Genomic DNA, 18,666 nt, shown 5'->3' with positions numbered 1-18,666 from the left:
TCAATAACCAGTGTTTAGTATCTAGGCAGGGCAATATGTCCTGCCTCTTTTCTTAAGGTATCTGTAAATGAAGTTGTTAAAACGAATTCTGCTAGGAAGCGCATTGTTGTTCTCACTGAACCTATTAGCCAAGGATGTGGTAGCCCAGGAAATGGAACCAACATTATGGCAAGACTTGCTTCCTCAAGTAGAAACGGTTGAAGACCCGTTTGCAGCGCTAGATCCTAATCAGCTTTACGATTTGGGCACAATAGCCCGCTACCGTGATGCTCAGAAGGTAGAAGGGTTTACACCTTCTAAAGAATCACAACAAGAGATTGAAGCGTTAAAAGCGAATTTTGCCAAATCGAATATTGATGTCGATGAGTTATTTGTTCAGCGTGAAACGATCATGCAGCAACGTACTAAGCTTGCGACTCTACCTAATACAGAGCTACTTAATAAGGCTCATCGCATACCAGGCTTTATTACTCCTGTTGAAATGGAAGGCACAAAAGTGACTAAGTTCTTCTTAGTGCCTACTGCAGGTGCGTGTATTCATACGCCACCGCCACCACCTAATCAGATTGTATTGGTTGAATACCCGGAAGGCATTGAGTTAGTCAGTTTGCAAACACCAGTTTGGGTAGAAGGCGAGCTGTTTAATGAAGCCGCAAAAGCAAATGTGAACTACAGCGACGGCGCAAGCAATGTTGAGACGGTATATCAGATGTCGGCGCAGGCAGTCGAACTGTATCAAACCAACTAAGTTATTCGATTGATGGCGCATAAAGGGCGTCATCGAGTAACAAATACCACTAAAATACAAACAAATCATAAAGATATCAGGGTGTGACATGACATTGACTTCTCGACTTTCTACATCTTGCCTAGCAATCGTAACGGCACTTGCGTCAGCATCAGCTTTTGCAGAAGGGGCAAACTTTGAAGGACCAGACTCAGTAGAAAACACCATTGCAGCGCAAAAGGGTGAGCAGAAACATTGGCGTGAAAACTTAGCTGATAAGGGCTTTACCTTTGGCGCTGACTATTTTGCTCTTGGACTGGCAAGTCCTAATGGTGCAACTGGCGATGATGTCAGTGCTTCATCGGGTGTTGCTCGTTTGTACGGACAGTGGAACCTTGTTGGCCGTGATAGTGGCAATACTGGTAGCTTAATTTGGAAAATCGAACATCGTCATGCGTATTCAGATTATGCACCTAAGGATTTTTCTGGAATTACTTTCCAGTCTCCAGACAACATTGGCTATGTTGGAATGATTGCTCCGGCATTTAATGATCAGGGCTTTCGTGTTACTGACCTGAACTGGAAGCAAAAGATCAATGGTGGTCGTGGCACGATTCAATTCGGTTGGCAAGATGTCACCAACTATGTAGATACTTACGCATTAGCGAGTCCTTGGACTGGTTTTACCAATCTCGCGTTCTCAACTGGTTCGGGAGCGATGGGCCTTCCTGATGATGGTATTTTGGCGCTGTCTGCAGGTCACATGATTGGCGATAACTTTTATGTAGTAGCAGGTATCGCGGACGCTAACGGTAAGTCTGACGATATCTTCGATGGCTTTGATACGGCTTTCGGTAGCGACGCGTCTTATTTCACTACACTAGAGTTGGGTTGGACTGCGTCACAAGAACAAATCTACACCGAGAATTTCCATGTCACCTTATGGCATATGGATGAAGGGTCGCGTCACAGCCTTTCTTCATCAACGCTACCGGATGGCACTGTTATCGGTGGTGAATCAGGTCAAGGTATTAACTTTTCTTACAGTACCTTCCTAACACCACAATTGATGCCCTTTATCCGAGGTGGTTTCTCTGAAGGTGATGTAGCCTTGTATGACACGTCGATCTCGGTGGGTTTTGGATACTTTGGCTTGGGCGCACCTAAGAATAATCTTGGTTTTGCTATTAACTGGGCAGAAACCAACAGCGATACCTTACAAGCATTTTCCGATGATGACCAAGTCACTGCAGAGCTGTACTACAACATGCAATTTGGCGATCATTTCCAGCTAACGCCTGATGTACAGTTTTTACATAATCCTGCAATGTCTAATGAAGACACGGCGTTGGTATTTGGTGTTCGTGGACGCGTATTCTTCTAATACTGTTACTCACTCCTACTACCACAAAAGGGTCCTGATTTTATCAGGGCCCTTTTTCGATCTTACTAAGCTAGCTTTACCTTTTCGATTTGTTATAGTGAAACAAATCAATAGCTTGATGGATAACAAGGAGAGTTGATGGAAGTCACCGTCAGACGTTCAGAGCCGCAGGATGCAAGAGCCGTCAAAGAGATTTATGAGTGTACCAATGCCTATATGGGTACTCTGCAACTGCCTAATCCCTCACTAGCATTATGGGAAGGGCGACTATCCACTGTTCCTGATCATGTCTTTTCCTATGTCGCGGTTGCAGATGATGAGATCGTTGGCAATATCGGCTTTGAAGTAGGTACAAACCCAAGGCGTCGACATGTGGGTTCATTTGGTATGGGCGTTAAGGATCATCACCAAGGGAAAGGTATCGGGACGGCATTGCTCGCCACAGTGATCGACTTGGCCGATAACTGGCTTAACCTGAAACGCATAGAACTGACTGTATTTGTAGATAACGAATCAGCGATCAATTTGTATATGAAGCATGACTTTGTCATTGAAGGTGAGTCCCAAGCCTACGCATTTCGAAATGGGGAATATGTCTCGGTGTATCACATGGCGAGAATCAAAAGTTAGACCATTGCTGAGCTTGCAGTACTATAAACCTGCACAGTATTTAAACGCTATTTTCGGTTGAGTGTTCAGCCCTAACAGGAAGTCTTATGAATTTGGATAAAGCTAAGAAACGAATCGCGAAACAGGTTAAAAAAGGCTTCAACGGTTACCCAAAAATTACTTTAGCCTACTTTGGGCCCTCAAAAGACTGTGCGACTGAAGTGTCTGTTCAGTTTACTTTGAGTGAAGGCGATAGTGCTCAGGAAGAACGTTTCGCTTGTGAAACAGAGATTAGAAACAATGAGTTAATTCAAACCACATTACTTAAAATCATTGAGAGAGCCAATGTGAATTCTGTCATTGAGGTGGAAGGCGTCACCGTTCTTTAGTTCGTTTGAATAGTCTCATTGTTTTCCAGTTCTATGTTTGTGGACTTCATAAGCTAGGTTTAGCTTCGCGTAAACTATGTCCCGAAATTACGGAGTATCAAATGTCAGAACATTCAGCAACCGTTCGATGGAAACGTGGTGAAAATGAAGCTTTCAGTGACAACAAGTACAGTCGAGGCCACACCCGGGAATTTGATGGCGGTGCATCTGTTTTGGCTTCAGCATCGCCTCATGTTGTTCCTCTACCGCTATCTGTTGAAGAAAACGTAGATCCAGAAGAAGCCTTTATCGCGGCTTTGTCCAGTTGTCATATGCTTGTCTTTCTATCGATTGCCGCAAAGAAAAAATACGTCATTGAAAGCTATACGGATAAGGCAATAGGTACGCTAAGTGAAAATACCAAGGGCAAGATGGCCGTCACTCAAGTGGTACTCCGTCCTCAGGTAGTCTTTTCTGGTGAGCGTGTTCCGACAACAGAACAACTAGAAAAAATGCATCATCTGTCTCATGAGAATTGCTTTATTGCGAACTCGGTAGAAACAGAAGTAATCACGGAAATAATTACCTAAAGACTTTAAAACAACAAAAGCTTAATGGGCTTGGCCTAAAACCATACAAGGAGCGTTAATGGTTGTATATGGAGATCTGCAGTCTGGGAACTGTTTAAAGGTGAAATTGATTCTGTCATTCCTTGGCATAGAACATCAGTGGATTCACGTGAATATTCTAGAGAACGAAACTAAAACTCCTGAGTTTCTTTCTATCAACCCAAACGGGAAAATACCTGCCGTTGTCCTTGATGATGGACGCACTTTAAGCGAATCAAATGCTATCTTGGGCTACTTTGCCGAAGGCACTGATTTCCTTCCAACAGATAAATACCAAAAAGCCAAAGTTTATGAATGGCTGTTCTTTGAGCAGTATTCACACGAACCCTATATTGCGGTGGCTAGGTTTATTCAAAAGTACCAGGGAATGCCCGAAAGTCGAATTGACGAGTTCAATTCTTTACAAGAAGGGGGCAACAAAGCGCTGGCTCTAATGGATAGCCAGTTGTCTCAATCAAACTTTCTCGTAGGTGAACAACCGACAATCGCCGATATTGCTTTGTATGCTTACACCCATGTTGCCAACGAAGGTGGGTTTAATTTATCAAACTATCCTCACATACTGCGCTGGATTGCGAGTATCGCCGCAATAGGTGGCTATGTGGGAATGTCACAGGACGCGGTGGGCTAAGTGCTGGCTGAATGGAGGTAAGATGATATCAGCGGATGATTTTGAGATTAGGAATACTACATTTCGATACAGGCGTGATGAATTTCCGTTATCTAAGATAAAAAATGCCAGAGTTAAATTTAACACGATGAAGGATCACGCCTTAAAGCTAGTTTTAATGGGAGCGATCGTTTCAAGTATTGTTTGGGTGATTTGTCCGGAAGGCTTTGGCAAGATAATGGCACCGATAGCGTTTATCCTCGGTGTATTGTTCACAATTGTCACTATAAAAAAATATGAGCTTCAGGTTGAGTTTGAACATATAGATGAAACGGGTGTGCAGTGGGTTTCGGTAGTGGGTTCAAGCAAGGCAGAGTCGAAAGCCCTACTTGAACAACAGGCAAATGCGGTGAAGAAGGCTATCACCCAATAATAGGTATCAATAAACAATGGAAACAACCCGACTGCGTTTAACTCCTCCTTCATTAGAGGATCAGCCGGCTATGCTGGTGGCCATTAAAGAAAGCGAGCAAGAGCTTAAGGAATTCTTACCTTGGGTCCCATTTGCGCTTTCACTGCAGGCGTCCATTGAAAATACCCAGCAGGCCATAGAAAACTTTGCAGGTTTCAAGGGTGAGCTTCGCTACTCTCTAATAGAAAAAACATCGGGTAGGTTAATAGGCGCCATAGGTTTGATCATTCGCGATAAAGAAGTGCCTTTCTTTGAGATTGGCTATTGGCTGCGAAACGATAGTGTCGGCAAAGGGTTTATCACCGAAGCCGTAACTAGGTTAGAGGCGTATGCCTTTGATGAACTAAAGGCGAACCGCATTGAAATAAGAGCGGCCCAAAGTAACGTTAAAAGTAGGAATGTGGCCCAGCGCTGTGGTTATGAACTTGAGGCAACCTTGCGCAATGAACGACGACTGCCTTCAGGAAAGCTCGATAACACGCTTGTGTTCGTAAAGCCACGTAACTAGCGACTAGCGAGCCAGTTTGGCTCGCTATCTTGAATTACTCTTGTTTTAGCTCTCACACACTTCGTAATTGGATTTACGTCGACAAACTACATACCAAATCAATGGCAATGACATGAACAGTGCCATCATCTGCAATGATCCTAGTGGCAAGAAGTTAACGATACCAATCAGCGTTGAAGCTCCAGCCATCTGGAAGAAACCCAATAGTGAAGCGGCGGTTCCTGCTCGCTCAGAAAATGGCGCTAATGCGGCGCTACAGCAAATGGCCAGAGTTAAACAGAAACCAGTACTTGCAATAAACACAGGTCCCATGAAGGCAATAGGACTATCTACGCTTTGCAGTAGCAAGATTGAAGCCGCTGCCAGAGTGCACATAGCAATCGCCAGTTTCAATGCTCGTGATTGACCTAAACGGCGAATGATAATCGGCGCGGTAAACGAACCCAAAATGTTGATAAGTGCATTGCTACCAAACCATAGTGAGAAAGTGGTTGGGTCTAAGTCCAACTCGACCATAAGACGCACTGGAGCCACGCTAACAAAGGCAATAATGATCGCCATTGCCAACATCACCAGACCTGCGTTAAATCTAAAGGTGTGGCTTTGTAAAATGGGTTGGTATTGTTTCCAGTTGATAAGCTTAGGGCTTGAGATGGTATTCGACGGGCGCGTTTCCGGTAAACGCAACAAAGCAAATAGAGTCACGAACAAGGCATAGCCTGCCATAAAGTAGAAGGTTGCTCTCCAGTCCCATGTTTCACTCAGCCAACCACCAAGCATTGGCGCTAGCGCAGGAATGACGCAGATAACGCCATTGATGTAACTGTAGATAGATGCCGTTCTTTCGGTGCTATAGCTATCGCGCACCCCAGACATTACACCTACTGATACCGCACATGTGCCCAAACCTTGTAATATTCGAGCAAGCCATAGCACTTCTATTTGCATAGCTAATGCAGCAACGGCAGAACCAAAAATATAAAGCAGTAGGCCACTTAGAATGAGAGGCCTACGTCCGTAGCGATCAGCCAAAGGCCCTGCAAGCAATTGACCCAAACCTAAAGCAGCGAGAAAAAGTGTGATGGTGGTTTGGATGTTTGCCATTGGGGTCTGTAGATTGTCTGCCATTTGCGGGAGCGCAGGGAGATAGATATCAATTCCCATAGGGCTTATGACGATCAACAGTAAGAAGAGATAAATAGGGGCTTTGTGGTTCATTTGTATCTTTGTCTGTGTGGTGTAGGGCGGCAGTGTATCAATGTTGCGATATGACTAATATTGAATTATTGTCATCAGATACTTTCTTAAATGGAATATCTAGTGAAACTAGACCACATAGACTTAAATCTGCTCAGATTGATGTTAATTCTGCTTGAGGATGGGAGCGTGAGCCGTGCGGCAACGCGATTGAACCTCAGTCAGTCGGCAGTGAGCAAGCAATTAACTAAGTTAAGAGAGCAGCTTGGTGCTGTGTTAGACGATCCACTGTTTATACGTACAGGTAGAGGGCTAACCCCAACAGCGAGAGCTTTAAAGCTTGAAACACCGCTTCGCCAATGGCTAAGAGATTCGCACATCATGTTGCTTCCAGAATCCTTTGATGCGGCGAACGATGAACGTACTTTTACCATCAGTATTTGTGAGACCGCATTCCCGGTTATTGTCCCTAGACTCATGCCTAAACTGACTCGGCTGGCGCCTGGGATGCAACTCAGCATTGTTCCTAAATCGAAGGCAAGCCTAAACCATTTGAATCAAGGTGATTTGGACTTGCTTATAGTGGCAAGGGATACCGATCAACGTGTAGAGGCACCTTATCATGTCTCTGATCTTACAGAACAACCGAACCTCGAGCTCTATCGCGATCATCATGTCTGCTTGGTGAGCCAATCTCACCCTATTTCTATACAGGCATGGGACGAACAAGGCTTTTTGGACTCAGATATCATTCGAATCTTTGTAGAGGAGAGTGAATTTTGGTTGTTAGACCGAGTGGCAGCTGAACAGGGGCAACGATTGAAAGATAAGGCTAAGGTGCCAGATTTTCACAGTGCGGCGCTTCTGGCGCAACACACCAACATGTTTTTTGTGTGTACCTCTATCTTTGCAAAACAGTTAGCACAAAGGTACACACTTAAACCCTTACCGCTACCCTTTGAATTAAAGCCTGTAAGTTACCGCATGTTGTGGCCAAGCATGCTAGAGCGGGATTCAGCGCACCAATGGCTAAGAGAGTTAATCGCAGAGTGCTGTCATGATCTGTGAGAGTGAGAGTGAGAGTGAGAGTGAGAGCTTAAATATCGCGCGCTATTGAGTGGGTGATTAACCCCTTTATGGGCGGTCAGATCACAGCTATACCCGCACAATATACAGCTTTGGCAAGTTTAACATTCAAACTCTAGTATTCCGGTGGTTTTGAAAATGGCGACGGTACTAGCCTAAACTTGCTCTTACATCCGCAATGGTGATGAAGAGTTTGTTTTCAGCGTCTTGAAATGCTTGAAAGCCATAGCCCTCATAGAAATGTTTTGCACCGTCTTTGGCATCAACGACAACAACAGGGAATGCAACGCTATCACTTGCAGTTAATAGCTTTCTGAGCGCGTCGATAAGCAGCCACTCACCAAAGCCTTTTCTTTTATATCGGTCATCGACAGCAAGACGAGCAATGAGACCACCAGAGGTAGATAATTGGTGCTTCTTTTGTAACTTATCGGGCAATGCCTTTAAGTCAATTGGTGTCATTGTTAGCGTGTAAAACCCGATGATATGTGAGTTGTCGTTATCATCTTCTAAAACAAACGTTCTGGTGTTGTCTCTCTTTGCTTGCTGACTCGCCATTATTTTCAAGTAATTATTGAGAGCTTCGCTGCCACAGTTGAATCGGTTTCTATCGTGTTTAGCTTTATCTAGAAGTACCGTATTCATCATTGAGTTTTGCTTTCGTATCGTTCAGAGGCAGCTTTAAGTTTTGAGTTCTGTGTTGCAGGACTGTCTAAAGCTTCCATTAGCAACATGGCATCAGCTTGGCTCAATTTTAAAGCTTGTTCGCGTTCGATGACTTGTTTTGCTTTTTCAATTGCAGCGCTTAGAACAAATGAGTTAATACTAGACATGCCAGCGATCGCGGCAGCCTTAGTAAGTAAATCTTGTGTATCGACATCAACTCTAGCTGTGATGCGAGGCAAGGTAGTAGCCATAATGTTATCTCCTCTTGTGTCAAAATGTCACATGGGTATTATGGTCTTAAAGTGTGCAATAAGCAATTGCTGTGTCAATTTGGCACACTTGGTATTTTTACTATGCGTTAATTTTAGTAATTAAGGTGGTTTGCGGTGGCATCGGTATTGCATGCCTCACATCTTAATTGGACGTTATATTTTCATTAAAGTTAGGAGCAGATAATGGCTCAAGGAAATAATAGAAAAGCACTAAATAAGAAGGCTCGTAAAGGGAACAAAGGCTTTCCTATTGCAACGATAGCTTTCTATGGCGCTGACAATAAAACGGCAACAAAACTTGTTTGCGCGATAGTTCCTTATGAGGGGGGAGCTCCTGAACCGATGAGAAAATGGTTTAGTGCAACTGAGATACGTAAATCTGAACTCATTGTAAAAGAGGTTTTGGCATTTATTGATGAAAATGAGGCGCAAACGGTGAGTATGGTGGACGATATTTTAGGCTGCCCTCACGAGGAGGGCATCGATTATCCTGAAGGCGAACATTGCCCACAATGTTTGTATTGGAAGGGAAGAGATCGTTTTATCGATAGAATATCGTAGTAACAAATATAACAATGCTTCAATCTGATTCGTAAAGCGTGGCGGTTTTGGTGTTTGATTATGGTCGATCACTGCGAGACTGTCCTAAATTCTGTGGAATGCACTTCAACATTGTGATGAAAGCCTTATGCATTTACATTCTATTTGATCGACATATCCCTCAAAGTATTTTCTATTTTCCCCTCATAACCAAATAACGTCTCATTCTATGGGTGTCCCTTTAACGGAGGCTAATTATGTCCATACGAACTCCCGTCACTCTAATTGCACTAGCGTGTTCTACTCTCGAATCTGAAACAGCGCAAAGTAGCGAGTTTTCAGAATCGTTAATGCTAGCCAAGCCTTATCAAGGGGAAGAGCTCAATAGCAACTATCTTGTGAGTGAGAAATTAGATGGCATAAGAGCGATTTGGGATGGAAAAGAGTTGCGTACTCGAGGAGGTATTGCGTTGACTGCGCCTAGTTCCTTTACCGATCAATTGCCTACGTTTGTTGTTGAGGGAGAATTGTGGGCAGGGCGTGGCTATTATGCTCAAGTGCAGAAAACGGTACTCGATGAGAGTCCAGATGAGCCTGGCTGGGGCACTATAACTTATATGGTTTTTGATAGAATAGACAGCCTAGCTACCTATGAAGAGCGTTATGCCTCGCTTCGTTCATGGAAGATGGCGTCAGGTTCTCGTTCTGATCAGGTACAGGTAGTCGAGCAGATTCCTTTTCAGTCAAACGCTCAGTTAAATCAACAATTACAGAAGGTTACAAGTCGAGGCGGCGAAGGGCTGATGGTTCGTCATAAGCAAGCTGTCTATATGTCAGGTCGTACTGAGCTGCTGTTTAAGATAAAGATCCACCAAGATGCGGAAGCGACAGTGATTGGGTACAAGCCTGGTAATGGAAAGTATCAGTCGCTGGTGGGCGCACTTCATGTTGAGTCCCCATCAGGTGTGCGATTCTATATTGGAAGTGGACTCACAGATGAAATGCGAAAAGCGCCACCAAAGCTTGGTTCGGAGATTACTTATCGCTATAACGGCACAACAGAAAATGGCGTGCCGCGTTTTGCTCGATTCTTAAGAGAGCGTAAGGTGCATTAGTGAAAGGTGCATTAGCGTAAAGTGCATTAGCGAGAGGCAAACTCTAGCTGAACCTCTCGGCTCTGACGATGCATCCACTTAATACGCATAGATAGCAAGACTGCTGCAGTAGTTAAGCCGATGATAAAGCCATACCAGTATCCGTGAGCGCCCATCGGCTCAAACAGCCAGTCCGTAGAGCCGAGTACATAGCCGATAGGTAAGCCAATCATCCAGTAGGAGATAAAGGTGCGGTTGAAGATAGATTTCATATCTTTGTAACCGCGAAGTGCGCCAGCGCCGACGACCTGTACGGTATCACTAAATTGATAGATGGCAGCAAGTAACAGCAGTTGTACTGAGAGCGCGGTTACTGCTCTGTTGTCTGTGTATAGGTTTGCAATATCTTCTCTAAACAGCACTGTAAGAACCGCGGTAACAACGGCTATCGCCAAGCCTAAAAAGATACCGACACGGGTGGCAATACGAGCACCTTCTGTATCCTCTTCACCTAATTTATGCCCAACTCGAATACTCACTGCGCCGCCAATACTCATTGGGATCATAAAGACCATTCCCGATACGTTGATAGCGACTTGGTGAGCGGCAACAATTATGGGACCCAGCGGAGAAACCAGTAGGGCGACGACGGCAAACAAGGTTACCTCAAAGAAAATCGCCAGCGCCACCGGAAGCCCAAGCTTGAATAAACGATATTGCGCTTTTAGATTTGGTTTATGCCACTTATCAAATAGGCCAATCTTCGCCAGTCGTTTAGACGTCATGGTATAGAAGAGCAACATGCTAAACATCACCCAGTACACTATGGTTGTGGCCACACCACAGCCAATTCCGCCTAGAGCGGGGGCGCCCAACTTTCCGTACACAAAGATGTAGTTCAGTGGAATGTTAATCAGTAGCCCGACAAAACCGATGACCATTGCGGGTTTGGTTAAAGACATTCCATCGGTAAAGCTTCTAAGAGTTTGGAAGAATAAGAATGCTGGCACTGCTGGAAGCATTGCATACATGTAACCCGTGGTAATGTCTGCCATGGCCACATCGACATCCATCAACCCCAAGATATTACTGGTTTGCAGCAACACGAATGCAATAGGGAAGGCAATTAATATCGCTAGACTAGCACCTTGCTGGATCTCGTTAGCAATCTTGTGTTGATGCCCTCTACCGTTGAGCTGTGCCACGATAGGGATGAGTGCCATCAAGATGCCGATACCAAATAAAATAGAAGGTAGCCAAATGCTTGAGGCGATCGCAACTGCAGCCATATCCGTTGCACTCACGCCGCCGGCCATGATGGTATCAACAACACCCATGCCTGTTTGAGCAACCGAGGCAATGAGGATCGGGGTCGCTAGCTTTATCAGGTTCTTGGCTTCTTTTTGGTATCGGTGCACGGCGTTTTCCTATATTCATTCAGGGGAGGAATAGTAATACCAAACTGTTGAGCGTGCTATGGTTTTTCCAGTTTTTATTGCTCTATTTATCAATGCCTATTTACCGATTGCCTTGATGCTTTAAATGTCTCTAAAAAGGCCCACATGGTATACTTTTGAAAAATTAGAAAGCTTGTTAAGGGGAAATATGTTTACAGGAATTGTTCAAGGAACGGCTCGCGTTATCTCAATAGAGCAGAAGCAAGATTTTCAAACTCATGTCATTGAACTAGCTGACTCATTGAGTGAAAACATTTCTGTTGGCGCGTCTATTGCTCACAATGGTTGTTGCCTTACGGTGACCAAGGCCGATGACAATAGAGTCACTTTTGATCTGATGAAAGCCACCTTGGATCTGACCAACTTGGGAGAGCTTCAATCAGGTGATTACGTCAACGTAGAGCGGGCTGCGCGCTTTGGTGACGAGATTGGCGGGCACAATATGTCCGGTCATATTTCTGGAACCGTCGTCATTACAGACATTGTAAAAAGCCCTAACAACCAAACTATTTGGTTTGAAGCTGACACGGATAGCATTCGTTATATCTTAAAGAAGGGATATATAGGTCTTGATGGATGTTCGCTAACCATTGCAGAGGTAGAGGGTAATCGATTCAGCGTGAATCTTATCCCAGAGACTCTGACTCGTACTTTGTTTGGCCAGCGTGCTGTAGGCGATAGGATTAACCTTGAGGTTGATCCTCAAACACAGGCGATTGTTGATACTGTGGAACGAGTGTTAGCTCAAAAAGCACTCTAGAAGATTTGCTCGTCGTCAGCATCAATCCGCAGTTCTACTTTATCTCTGACCTCGTCTAACTCCATACTGAGGTGAATAGAGTGGCAACACGCAGGGCAATCATCATAGAAGTCTTGACTGCCCTGAGTTGTATCTAGGGGAACCGTAATATGTTGTCCACAATGTGGGCAAGAAACATGTCTTTCAGCATATTCTTTCATAATGGTGCTCCTGACGCTGGGTTCAGTATTCACGCATATTGTTTGAGTAGTTCGTCTATCCTCAGTTGCGCGTCATGTAAATAGTGCCCGCCAAATAGATTACAATGGTTCAGCACATGATAAAGATTATAGGTGTTTTTGCGCTCTTCATAACCTTCAAGTAGGGGTTTGATACTCTTGTAACCTTGATAGAAAGCATCAGGGAAACCCCCAAATAATTCGGTCATGGCAATATCACACTCTCTATCTCCCCAGTAACAGGCCGGATCGTAGCAAATAGGTCCAAACGGCGATTCGGCGCAGTTGCCGTGCCACAAGTCACCATGCAACAAGGCTGGTTTTGGGTGGTGATTGGATAGCGAGAACTTGACGCTGTCTATGATCTCTTCCAGATTTCCAAACTCGATGCCTTTTTCTTTCAGTAACTGCAGTTGCCAGCCTATGCGCTGTTCTGCAAAGAACTGACACCACTTTTTGTGCCAACGATTGGGCTGTACAGTGGCGCCAATATAATTGTCATTATCAAAGCCATACTCTTGCTGATCACCCCAAGAGTGCAATCGCGCAACAGCTTTCCCAAACTGGTAGCTGGCTTCGTGATTAGATAATGGATGGGTAGGGAGGTAATTGAGAATCAAAAAAGAGGCTTCTTTGGTGGAACCAAAGTGCACAATCTCTGGAGTGGCAACGGTATTAGAGAGTCTCAATTCGTTTAGGTTATCAACTTCGGCAGAAAAACTAGCAAGAAAATCCTTACTATTTATCTTGATAAAGTAACGTTGTTCACCATCACTGATCATATAGCTTTCGCTAATATCACCGGAAGTAATACGGGTCTTTTCTTCTATCTTGAATTCAAACATTAATACGTCTGAAAGTTGTTGGGTTATCGCCTGCCACATAAACGTACGCCTCAGCTGATCCTTACGTAGTTAAGTTTAGGCTAATTCTCGTCGGGTAATAGCAGTAGAGTGGTATTACCTAGTCTGGATCAAAAAATTTAATCTCAAAAGGTCAACAGACCCTAGTTTACACGGCGAATTTGCCAGAATACGTCGGCCCAGTAAGGGGAGTCTAATCTGGAGATGATGACGCCGCGAGACGTAGAGGCGTGCATGAAACTGTTGTCTTCTACGTATATCCCGACATGACGGGTATTGATCCCTGTTTTAAAGAACACTAAGTCACCAAAACGTCTGTCGCCGTAGTCTACCTCGACACCCATCTGGCTTTGCAGTTTGGTGGTCCTTGGTAAGGGGTGTTTGAACAACTGTGAATAGGCGATTTGGGTAAACGCAGAGCAATCTATGCCGTTTTGTGTCGTTCCTCCCAGTCGATAGGGGGTCTGATGCCACACATTGTAAAACCGAAATAACTCGTCACTTTTTTGTGCAGACACCTTGTGGTCAATTTGCTGGTCAATCTGGCTTGTGTTTACTCGTGCTTTAGAGTTCGTTTCGGGACCAGAAGCACACGCTGTGAGAAGCGAGCTTAATGTAATGAGTAGTATTTTATAACGGTTTAGGTGCTTCATTAATTGTTCCTAAAAGGCTGAGTCAGCATTTTATCAATTCGTTGCTCTTGAGGCTCTCGGAAAACACCAATCCCAATGTTCATCCCTTGATGACCCAACTTTGGTTGCTTTATGTAACTACCAAACAAGCGATCCCAAATAGATAGGCAAAAGCCATAATTAGAATCGGTTTCTTGTCTTATGGTGGAGTGGTGAACTCTGTGCATATCGGGTGTGACCAACCACTTGCGAAGCACTTTGTCTAGTGACAAAGGCAGGCGCATATTGCTGTGATTAAACATGGCGCTGGCATTAAGCACGATCTCAAAGATGATAACGGCAACAGGCGGCACACCGAGGGCGATGACTATGCCTATCTTTATCCACATGGACAACCAGATCTCAATGGGGTGAAAACGAGCGCCGGTAGTAACGTCAATGTCTTGGTCTGCGTGATGGACTTTATGTAGGCTCCACAGCACAGGTATCGTGTGAAATAAACGATGTTGCCAATAGATGGCACAATCTAGTGCTATCACAGCAACCACAGTGGCAATAGGCAAAGGGACGGACAACCAATACAGCAACCCAACTTGGTTTTGCTCTGCCCATAGCGCGGCCTCTACGGCTAGCAAAGGCATGGTAATCATCAAAATTATGGAGTTAAACCCAGTTAAACCGAGATTGTTTAACCAACGAAAACCTTTTGGTTGCGTCAGTGGACGCTTGGGTTTAAGAGCCTCTATGAGTGCGCAAATACACAGCACTGCAATAAAAATACTCAACCTTATGGATGCAACGTCCATTAATTATTTTTCTCCAAGGTGATGACAATTCTGGTGTGCTTCATTACTCTTACTTCCTTTTACGCAGTAGGGCGAAAAATGCGTGTACATGCCGTTCATAAACTCGTTGAGTACAGACTGAAACAATCCACTAAGCCCTTTAGTGCCAGAGGCTCCAAGGTAGATCGTTGTCCGCACTGTCGTATTGCACAGCAGTATTGTATCTGCGCACATCAACCCCAAGCTCACACGGGCTTTGCGTCCTTGTTGATATACTCGGACAACGAGGTGTTAAAACCGAGCAATACGGGACGCCTCATTGCCGATATCTGCGGTGATGCTCATGCATATCAATGGAACCGTACTGAGCCTGATGAGCAAATGTTGTCGCTCTTACAGGATACAAGGTATCAGCCCATTCTGATATTTCCAGAAAATTATCTATTTGATTCTAATGCGCTTGTTCCTGATGATAGGCAAAGCTTTGTTCGGGATAAGATCCCGCTGTTTATTTTCTTGGATGCCAGTTGGCGTGAGGCGCGTAGGATCTATAGAAAGTCAGAGTATCTGCATCATTTACCTGTTGTGTCTATTCAACCAGAAAAAATCTCTGAGTATGTGATGAGAAAATCAGAACATGAACAACATCTCGCCACTTGCGAGGTTGCTTCGCTTGTTTTTCAAGAGTTTGGATTAATCCATGCCAGTAATGAGCTGCAATCTTGGTTTGGGGTGTTTAAAGAGAGCTACATGCTGAGCAAAACTCGAGAAAAGCGAGATTTTAGCCGTCCAATACTCAATCAATATTTATCAAAGTAGGACTTCTAGTTACATCTTCGGACGTTGTTTAACCGAATAGACTGAGCGGGGTGCGTTTTATGGCAGTCATCACGGTATGTATGCCATAAGATCTGGATAATACGAATTATTTTTCAATGAATTATACGGTTTAGTTTAGGAGATAACTGATGTTTTATGGCTTTGATGTGGGCGGCACCAAGATTGAATTTGGTGCGTTTAATGAGAGTCTGGAGCGTTTAGCGACAGAACGAGTGCCAACACCTGGTGATGACTATGCAAAGCTAGTTGAAACATTGGCAGGTTTGGTAGAAAAATACGATGCGCAATTTGGTGTAGAGGGTCTTATCGGCTTTGGTCTTCCAGGTATGGAAGATGCCGAAGACAACACCATTTTGACGGTAAACGTACCAGCAGCAAAAGGTAAGCCTTTACGCGCTGATCTTGAAGCTCGAATTGGCCGCAGCGTTAAGATTGAAAATGATGCGAACTGTTTTGCATTGTCTGAAGCGTGGGATGATGAACTCAAAGATGAAGAGTCTGTAATGGGTTTGATTCTTGGCACTGGTTTCGGTGGCGGTATCATTCATGAAGGTAAGGTCTTTTCTGGTCGTAACCACGTAGCAGGTGAGGTGGGTCATACTCGTCTTCCTATCGATGCATGGTTCCACTTGGGCGAGAACGCGCCTTTACTAGGCTGTGGTTGCGGTAAGAAGGGTTGTTTAGATAGCTACTTATCTGGTCGCGGCTTCGAGCTGATCTACGCTCACTACTTTGGCGAAAAGAAGAAGGCCATCGACATCATCACCGCTTATAACGAGGGTGAAGAGAAAGCGGTTGAACACGTAGAGCGCTTTATGGAGCTGTTAGCGATCTGTTTTGCCAACATCTTTACTGCTTACGACCCGCATGTGGTTACCCTTGGCGGCGGACTATCAAACTTCGAACTGATTTACGAAGAAATGCCTAAGCGTATACCTAAGTACTTAATGTCAGTGGCTAAGTGTCCTAAGATCATCAAGGCGAAACACGGTGATTCAGGTGGCGTACGTGGAGCAGCATTCCTAAATATTCGATAATCTTATTCGTTAGATCATCAAGTAAAAAGAGAGCACTTCGGTGCTCTTTTTTTGTCTAAAGATTCGCCCATAGATTGATCAGATGAATATGAATTGTTAAGTATCCTGTTCTGTTTATTTGATAAATGTAATTTTCGGTTCTTTTCACAGCAAAAATCTACAAAGTTGGGCGCTATTTTGCTATAAACACGCTTCAAATTTTCATGCCTGCTGAGAAGCAGTGAACAGGGGAATCATTTAATGAGACTTGCACACAAACGTAACGTGCAGATGAAGCTACAAAAGCGCATCAAAACGAGCACTAAAACTGTTGCTTCTAAGACAGTGACTAAAGCTGAAACTAAACCAGCAGTAGTGACTGCAACCGTTGAAGCTAAGGTTGAAAACAATGTAGAAGCGAAGGCTTCAGATATTGCACTTACTCCAAAGCAGCAACAGGTACTGGACATCGTTGTCGCAAACGCTGAAGGCATCAACCCTAAAGGGATTGGCCTAGAAGCAGGCCAAGAAGAATCTAAAGCGGCTTCTTGGGCAACGGGTGCACTGAAAAAATTACTGACTGACAACCTTGTTCAAAGAAAACAGTTGTCAGGAAATAAGGTTATCTACAAGGCTCTATAGTTTGACCCTGGATAACTATCAATGCCTCGATGATTCGGGGCATTGTTGTATTTGGGCGAGAGCAAATTTGCCTCTTAGGTTGGGTAAACTATCAAATTTGTAAGGCACTGTATATGCATACAGTTGTTAGATCGGGCTCAATAAAAAGGGACCGTTAGGTCCCTTGTGTTATTTTTTGCCAATCGGCTTGTTCTCTTTTGGCTTTAGCGTGATCTTGCCAAAGCCTAATTTTCTAAAGTAGTTGTCACGATAATCACGAACAGCTTTAGTATCAGAAACCGCTTCAATTTGTTGTTCCATCTTAAGGAACTCTTTCAGGTCGATCCCTTCAGCTTCCGCTACCGCTTCATGAATATTGCGGTGCTCCTGATAAGAGAACAGTAGTTCTTTGTGTTCTTTGTTATATACGTATTGAATCGTTCTTGCCATTGTATTCTCTGTTTAGTAATCGACGGTTACGCCGGTTGTGAACTCACAGCGATGCGCGGTGGAGTAATGCCGTTCTTCTTGAACTCTTTCATTACACGCAGTGTGATATCAGTTTCGAACAGTTTCTCATATCCCGTATCGACAACATAGGCCTTACAGGTCAATTGTATCGCTAAATAGTTTTCAGTGATGGTTTGTTTGACTAAAACAACAACGGGTTTAGGAAGATGTATGTATCGGCTCGAAGAAGCGGCCTCTTGAATCAGGTTTCTTGCCAGGTCTATGTCCTGATCCATTCCGATAAAGAAGGGGATAACCACTTGCATATCCAATGCGCCGTAGTTGCCACTAACGGTGACTTCATTTAGGAATTTGTTATTAGGAATGGTAATGATGTCATCATTCAGGGTTCGCATTCGTACTGAGCGCAATCCGATGGTAATAATGTCGCCATAGTTTCCTTCAAAGGTGACGCGGTCACCTACTTGGAACGGACGGTCTATCATAACCGTTAAGCCTGCGATAAATGAAGCTGCTAGATCCTTCAAGGCAAAGCCCACCGAAACCGCAAGCGTACCACCAATCAGTGCCAATATATGGTCGTTGATTCTGAAACTGATCATGAACACCACAATACCGGCCGTGATGTAGATGAAAAACTGCAGAAAGGATTGTGCTTTTTGCAAAATCATTCGGTACTGAACGAACTGCGTACTCACACTGTCCACTATAGAGTCGATGAATCTTAGTAGTAACCACGTACAGGCAATGATCAATACAGAAAATAGCACACCGCCCCAGCGAACCAGACTAGCAAAGTCCTGAATAGCGGTAACATCAGGCACTTCTTGCATTGCGAAAG

General features: G+C 44.3%; 25 protein-coding genes. 15 read left to right on the top strand and 10 right to left on the bottom strand.

Features of this window, described 5'->3' with window-relative positions:
- Positions 1–67: 67 nt before the first annotated feature.
- The 8 genes from OCU35_RS06810 to OCU35_RS06775 all read left to right on the top strand — a co-directional run bounded on the left by OCU35_RS06810 (position 68) and on the right by OCU35_RS06775 (position 5,307).
- Complete coding sequence (locus OCU35_RS06810; protein WP_017027256.1) at positions 68–748, top strand: DUF3299 domain-containing protein; 681 nt, start codon at positions 68–70, stop codon at positions 746–748.
- An 88-nt stretch (positions 749–836) separates the two neighbouring features.
- Positions 837–2,111, top strand: a complete 1,275-nt coding sequence (locus OCU35_RS06805) for a carbohydrate porin (RefSeq protein ID WP_261825040.1) — start codon at positions 837–839, stop codon at positions 2,109–2,111.
- 138 nt (positions 2,112–2,249) lie between these two features.
- Positions 2,250–2,741, top strand: a complete 492-nt coding sequence (locus tag OCU35_RS06800; RefSeq protein ID WP_102381913.1) for a GNAT family N-acetyltransferase — start codon at positions 2,250–2,252, stop codon at positions 2,739–2,741.
- An 86-nt stretch (positions 2,742–2,827) separates the two neighbouring features.
- Positions 2,828–3,109, top strand: coding sequence for a hypothetical protein (locus tag OCU35_RS06795; RefSeq protein WP_017027259.1), 282 nt, complete (start codon positions 2,828–2,830; stop codon positions 3,107–3,109).
- 101 nt (positions 3,110–3,210) lie between these two features.
- On the top strand, positions 3,211–3,678 hold the full coding sequence (locus OCU35_RS06790) for an OsmC family protein (RefSeq protein WP_261825039.1): 468 nt from the start codon (positions 3,211–3,213) through the stop codon (positions 3,676–3,678).
- A 58-nt stretch (positions 3,679–3,736) separates the two neighbouring features.
- Positions 3,737–4,348 carry a glutathione S-transferase family protein gene (locus tag OCU35_RS06785; protein WP_261825038.1) on the top strand — a complete coding sequence of 204 codons (612 nt, stop codon included), beginning with the start codon at positions 3,737–3,739 and terminating at the stop codon, positions 4,346–4,348.
- Positions 4,349–4,370: 22 nt separating this feature from the next.
- Positions 4,371–4,760, top strand: coding sequence for a hypothetical protein (locus OCU35_RS06780; protein WP_261825037.1), 390 nt, complete (start codon positions 4,371–4,373; stop codon positions 4,758–4,760).
- Positions 4,761–4,776: 16 nt separating this feature from the next.
- A complete protein-coding gene (locus OCU35_RS06775) occupies positions 4,777–5,307 on the top strand; it encodes a GNAT family N-acetyltransferase (protein WP_261825036.1) in 531 nt (176 codons plus the stop codon).
- A gap of 45 nt (positions 5,308–5,352) precedes the next feature.
- Here the strand turns inward: OCU35_RS06775 and OCU35_RS06770 are convergent, their stop codons facing one another.
- Positions 5,353–6,525 carry a multidrug effflux MFS transporter gene (locus OCU35_RS06770; RefSeq protein ID WP_261825035.1) on the bottom strand — a complete coding sequence of 391 codons (1,173 nt, stop codon included), beginning with the start codon at positions 6,523–6,525 and terminating at the stop codon, positions 5,353–5,355.
- A gap of 102 nt (positions 6,526–6,627) precedes the next feature.
- Between OCU35_RS06770 and OCU35_RS06765 the strand changes: the two genes are divergently transcribed.
- Complete coding sequence (locus OCU35_RS06765) at positions 6,628–7,572, top strand: LysR family transcriptional regulator (RefSeq protein WP_102334907.1); 945 nt, start codon at positions 6,628–6,630, stop codon at positions 7,570–7,572.
- 168 nt (positions 7,573–7,740) lie between these two features.
- Here the strand turns inward: OCU35_RS06765 and OCU35_RS06760 are convergent, their stop codons facing one another.
- Entirely contained in the window at positions 7,741–8,238 is a 498-nt protein-coding gene (locus OCU35_RS06760; protein ID WP_261825034.1) for a GNAT family N-acetyltransferase, read from the bottom strand.
- Positions 8,235–8,507: a type II toxin-antitoxin system TacA family antitoxin gene (locus tag OCU35_RS06755; RefSeq protein WP_102334909.1), complete on the bottom strand. Its 273-nt coding sequence runs from the start codon at positions 8,505–8,507 to the stop codon at positions 8,235–8,237. The genes OCU35_RS06760 and OCU35_RS06755 overlap by 4 nt, the downstream gene beginning before the upstream one ends.
- Before the next feature lie 204 nt (positions 8,508–8,711).
- Between OCU35_RS06755 and OCU35_RS06745 the strand changes: the two genes are divergently transcribed.
- Positions 8,712–9,089: a hypothetical protein gene (locus OCU35_RS06745; RefSeq protein WP_017030663.1), complete on the top strand. Its 378-nt coding sequence runs from the start codon at positions 8,712–8,714 to the stop codon at positions 9,087–9,089.
- 236 nt (positions 9,090–9,325) lie between these two features.
- Positions 9,326–10,183 (top strand): DNA ligase, encoded by an 858-nt coding sequence (locus OCU35_RS06740; RefSeq protein ID WP_261825032.1) that lies wholly within the window; start codon positions 9,326–9,328, stop codon positions 10,181–10,183.
- Between the two features lie 26 nt (positions 10,184–10,209).
- Here OCU35_RS06740 and OCU35_RS06735 read toward each other — a convergent pair whose 3' ends face one another.
- A complete protein-coding gene (locus OCU35_RS06735; protein ID WP_261825031.1) occupies positions 10,210–11,580 on the bottom strand; it encodes an MATE family efflux transporter in 1,371 nt (456 codons plus the stop codon).
- 187 nt (positions 11,581–11,767) lie between these two features.
- On the opposite strand from OCU35_RS06735, the gene OCU35_RS06730 reads away from it, so the two are divergent.
- Positions 11,768–12,379, top strand: a complete 612-nt coding sequence (locus tag OCU35_RS06730) for a riboflavin synthase subunit alpha (protein ID WP_261825030.1) — start codon at positions 11,768–11,770, stop codon at positions 12,377–12,379.
- On the opposite strand, the gene OCU35_RS06725 is transcribed toward OCU35_RS06730, so the two are convergent.
- The 4 genes from OCU35_RS06725 to OCU35_RS06710 all read right to left on the bottom strand — a co-directional run bounded on the left by OCU35_RS06725 (position 12,376) and on the right by OCU35_RS06710 (position 14,898).
- Positions 12,376–12,579, bottom strand: a complete 204-nt coding sequence (locus tag OCU35_RS06725; protein ID WP_017030659.1) for a CPXCG motif-containing cysteine-rich protein — start codon at positions 12,577–12,579, stop codon at positions 12,376–12,378. The two genes, OCU35_RS06730 and OCU35_RS06725, sit on opposite strands and share 4 nt — an antisense overlap.
- A 29-nt stretch (positions 12,580–12,608) precedes the next feature.
- The gene (locus OCU35_RS06720) at positions 12,609–13,481 is read right to left on the bottom strand and encodes a fructosamine kinase family protein (protein ID WP_065209863.1); all 873 of its coding nucleotides are present in this window, start codon (positions 13,479–13,481) and stop codon (positions 12,609–12,611) included.
- A 122-nt stretch (positions 13,482–13,603) separates the two neighbouring features.
- Complete coding sequence (locus OCU35_RS06715) at positions 13,604–14,113, bottom strand: C40 family peptidase (protein ID WP_261825029.1); 510 nt, start codon at positions 14,111–14,113, stop codon at positions 13,604–13,606.
- Complete coding sequence (locus OCU35_RS06710) at positions 14,113–14,898, bottom strand: sterol desaturase family protein (RefSeq protein WP_102376644.1); 786 nt, start codon at positions 14,896–14,898, stop codon at positions 14,113–14,115. The genes OCU35_RS06715 and OCU35_RS06710 overlap by 1 nt, the downstream gene beginning before the upstream one ends.
- Before the next feature lie 78 nt (positions 14,899–14,976).
- On the opposite strand from OCU35_RS06710, the gene OCU35_RS06705 reads away from it, so the two are divergent.
- From OCU35_RS06705 to OCU35_RS06695, 3 genes are all read left to right on the top strand, one after another.
- Entirely contained in the window at positions 14,977–15,696 is a 720-nt protein-coding gene (locus tag OCU35_RS06705; RefSeq protein ID WP_241904579.1) for a tRNA-uridine aminocarboxypropyltransferase, read from the top strand.
- A gap of 149 nt (positions 15,697–15,845) precedes the next feature.
- Entirely contained in the window at positions 15,846–16,754 is a 909-nt protein-coding gene (nagK, locus tag OCU35_RS06700) for an N-acetylglucosamine kinase (protein ID WP_017030654.1), read from the top strand.
- Between the two features lie 240 nt (positions 16,755–16,994).
- Positions 16,995–17,375, top strand: coding sequence for a MarR family transcriptional regulator (locus OCU35_RS06695; protein WP_261825028.1), 381 nt, complete (start codon positions 16,995–16,997; stop codon positions 17,373–17,375).
- 168 nt (positions 17,376–17,543) lie between these two features.
- Here the strand turns inward: OCU35_RS06695 and OCU35_RS06690 are convergent, their stop codons facing one another.
- A complete protein-coding gene (locus OCU35_RS06690; RefSeq protein ID WP_017030652.1) occupies positions 17,544–17,804 on the bottom strand; it encodes a DUF2960 family protein in 261 nt (86 codons plus the stop codon).
- A 26-nt stretch (positions 17,805–17,830) separates the two neighbouring features.
- Positions 17,831–18,658: a mechanosensitive ion channel family protein gene (locus tag OCU35_RS06685; RefSeq protein ID WP_371935916.1), complete on the bottom strand. Its 828-nt coding sequence runs from the start codon at positions 18,656–18,658 to the stop codon at positions 17,831–17,833.
- Positions 18,659–18,666 lie beyond the last annotated feature (8 nt).

The organism is Vibrio breoganii (genome assembly GCF_024346795.1).
Taxonomy (GTDB): Bacteria; Pseudomonadota; Gammaproteobacteria; order Enterobacterales; family Vibrionaceae; genus Vibrio; species Vibrio breoganii.
Note: the sequence above shows the minus strand (reverse complement) of the source record. Positions and strands in the feature narration are given on the sequence as shown.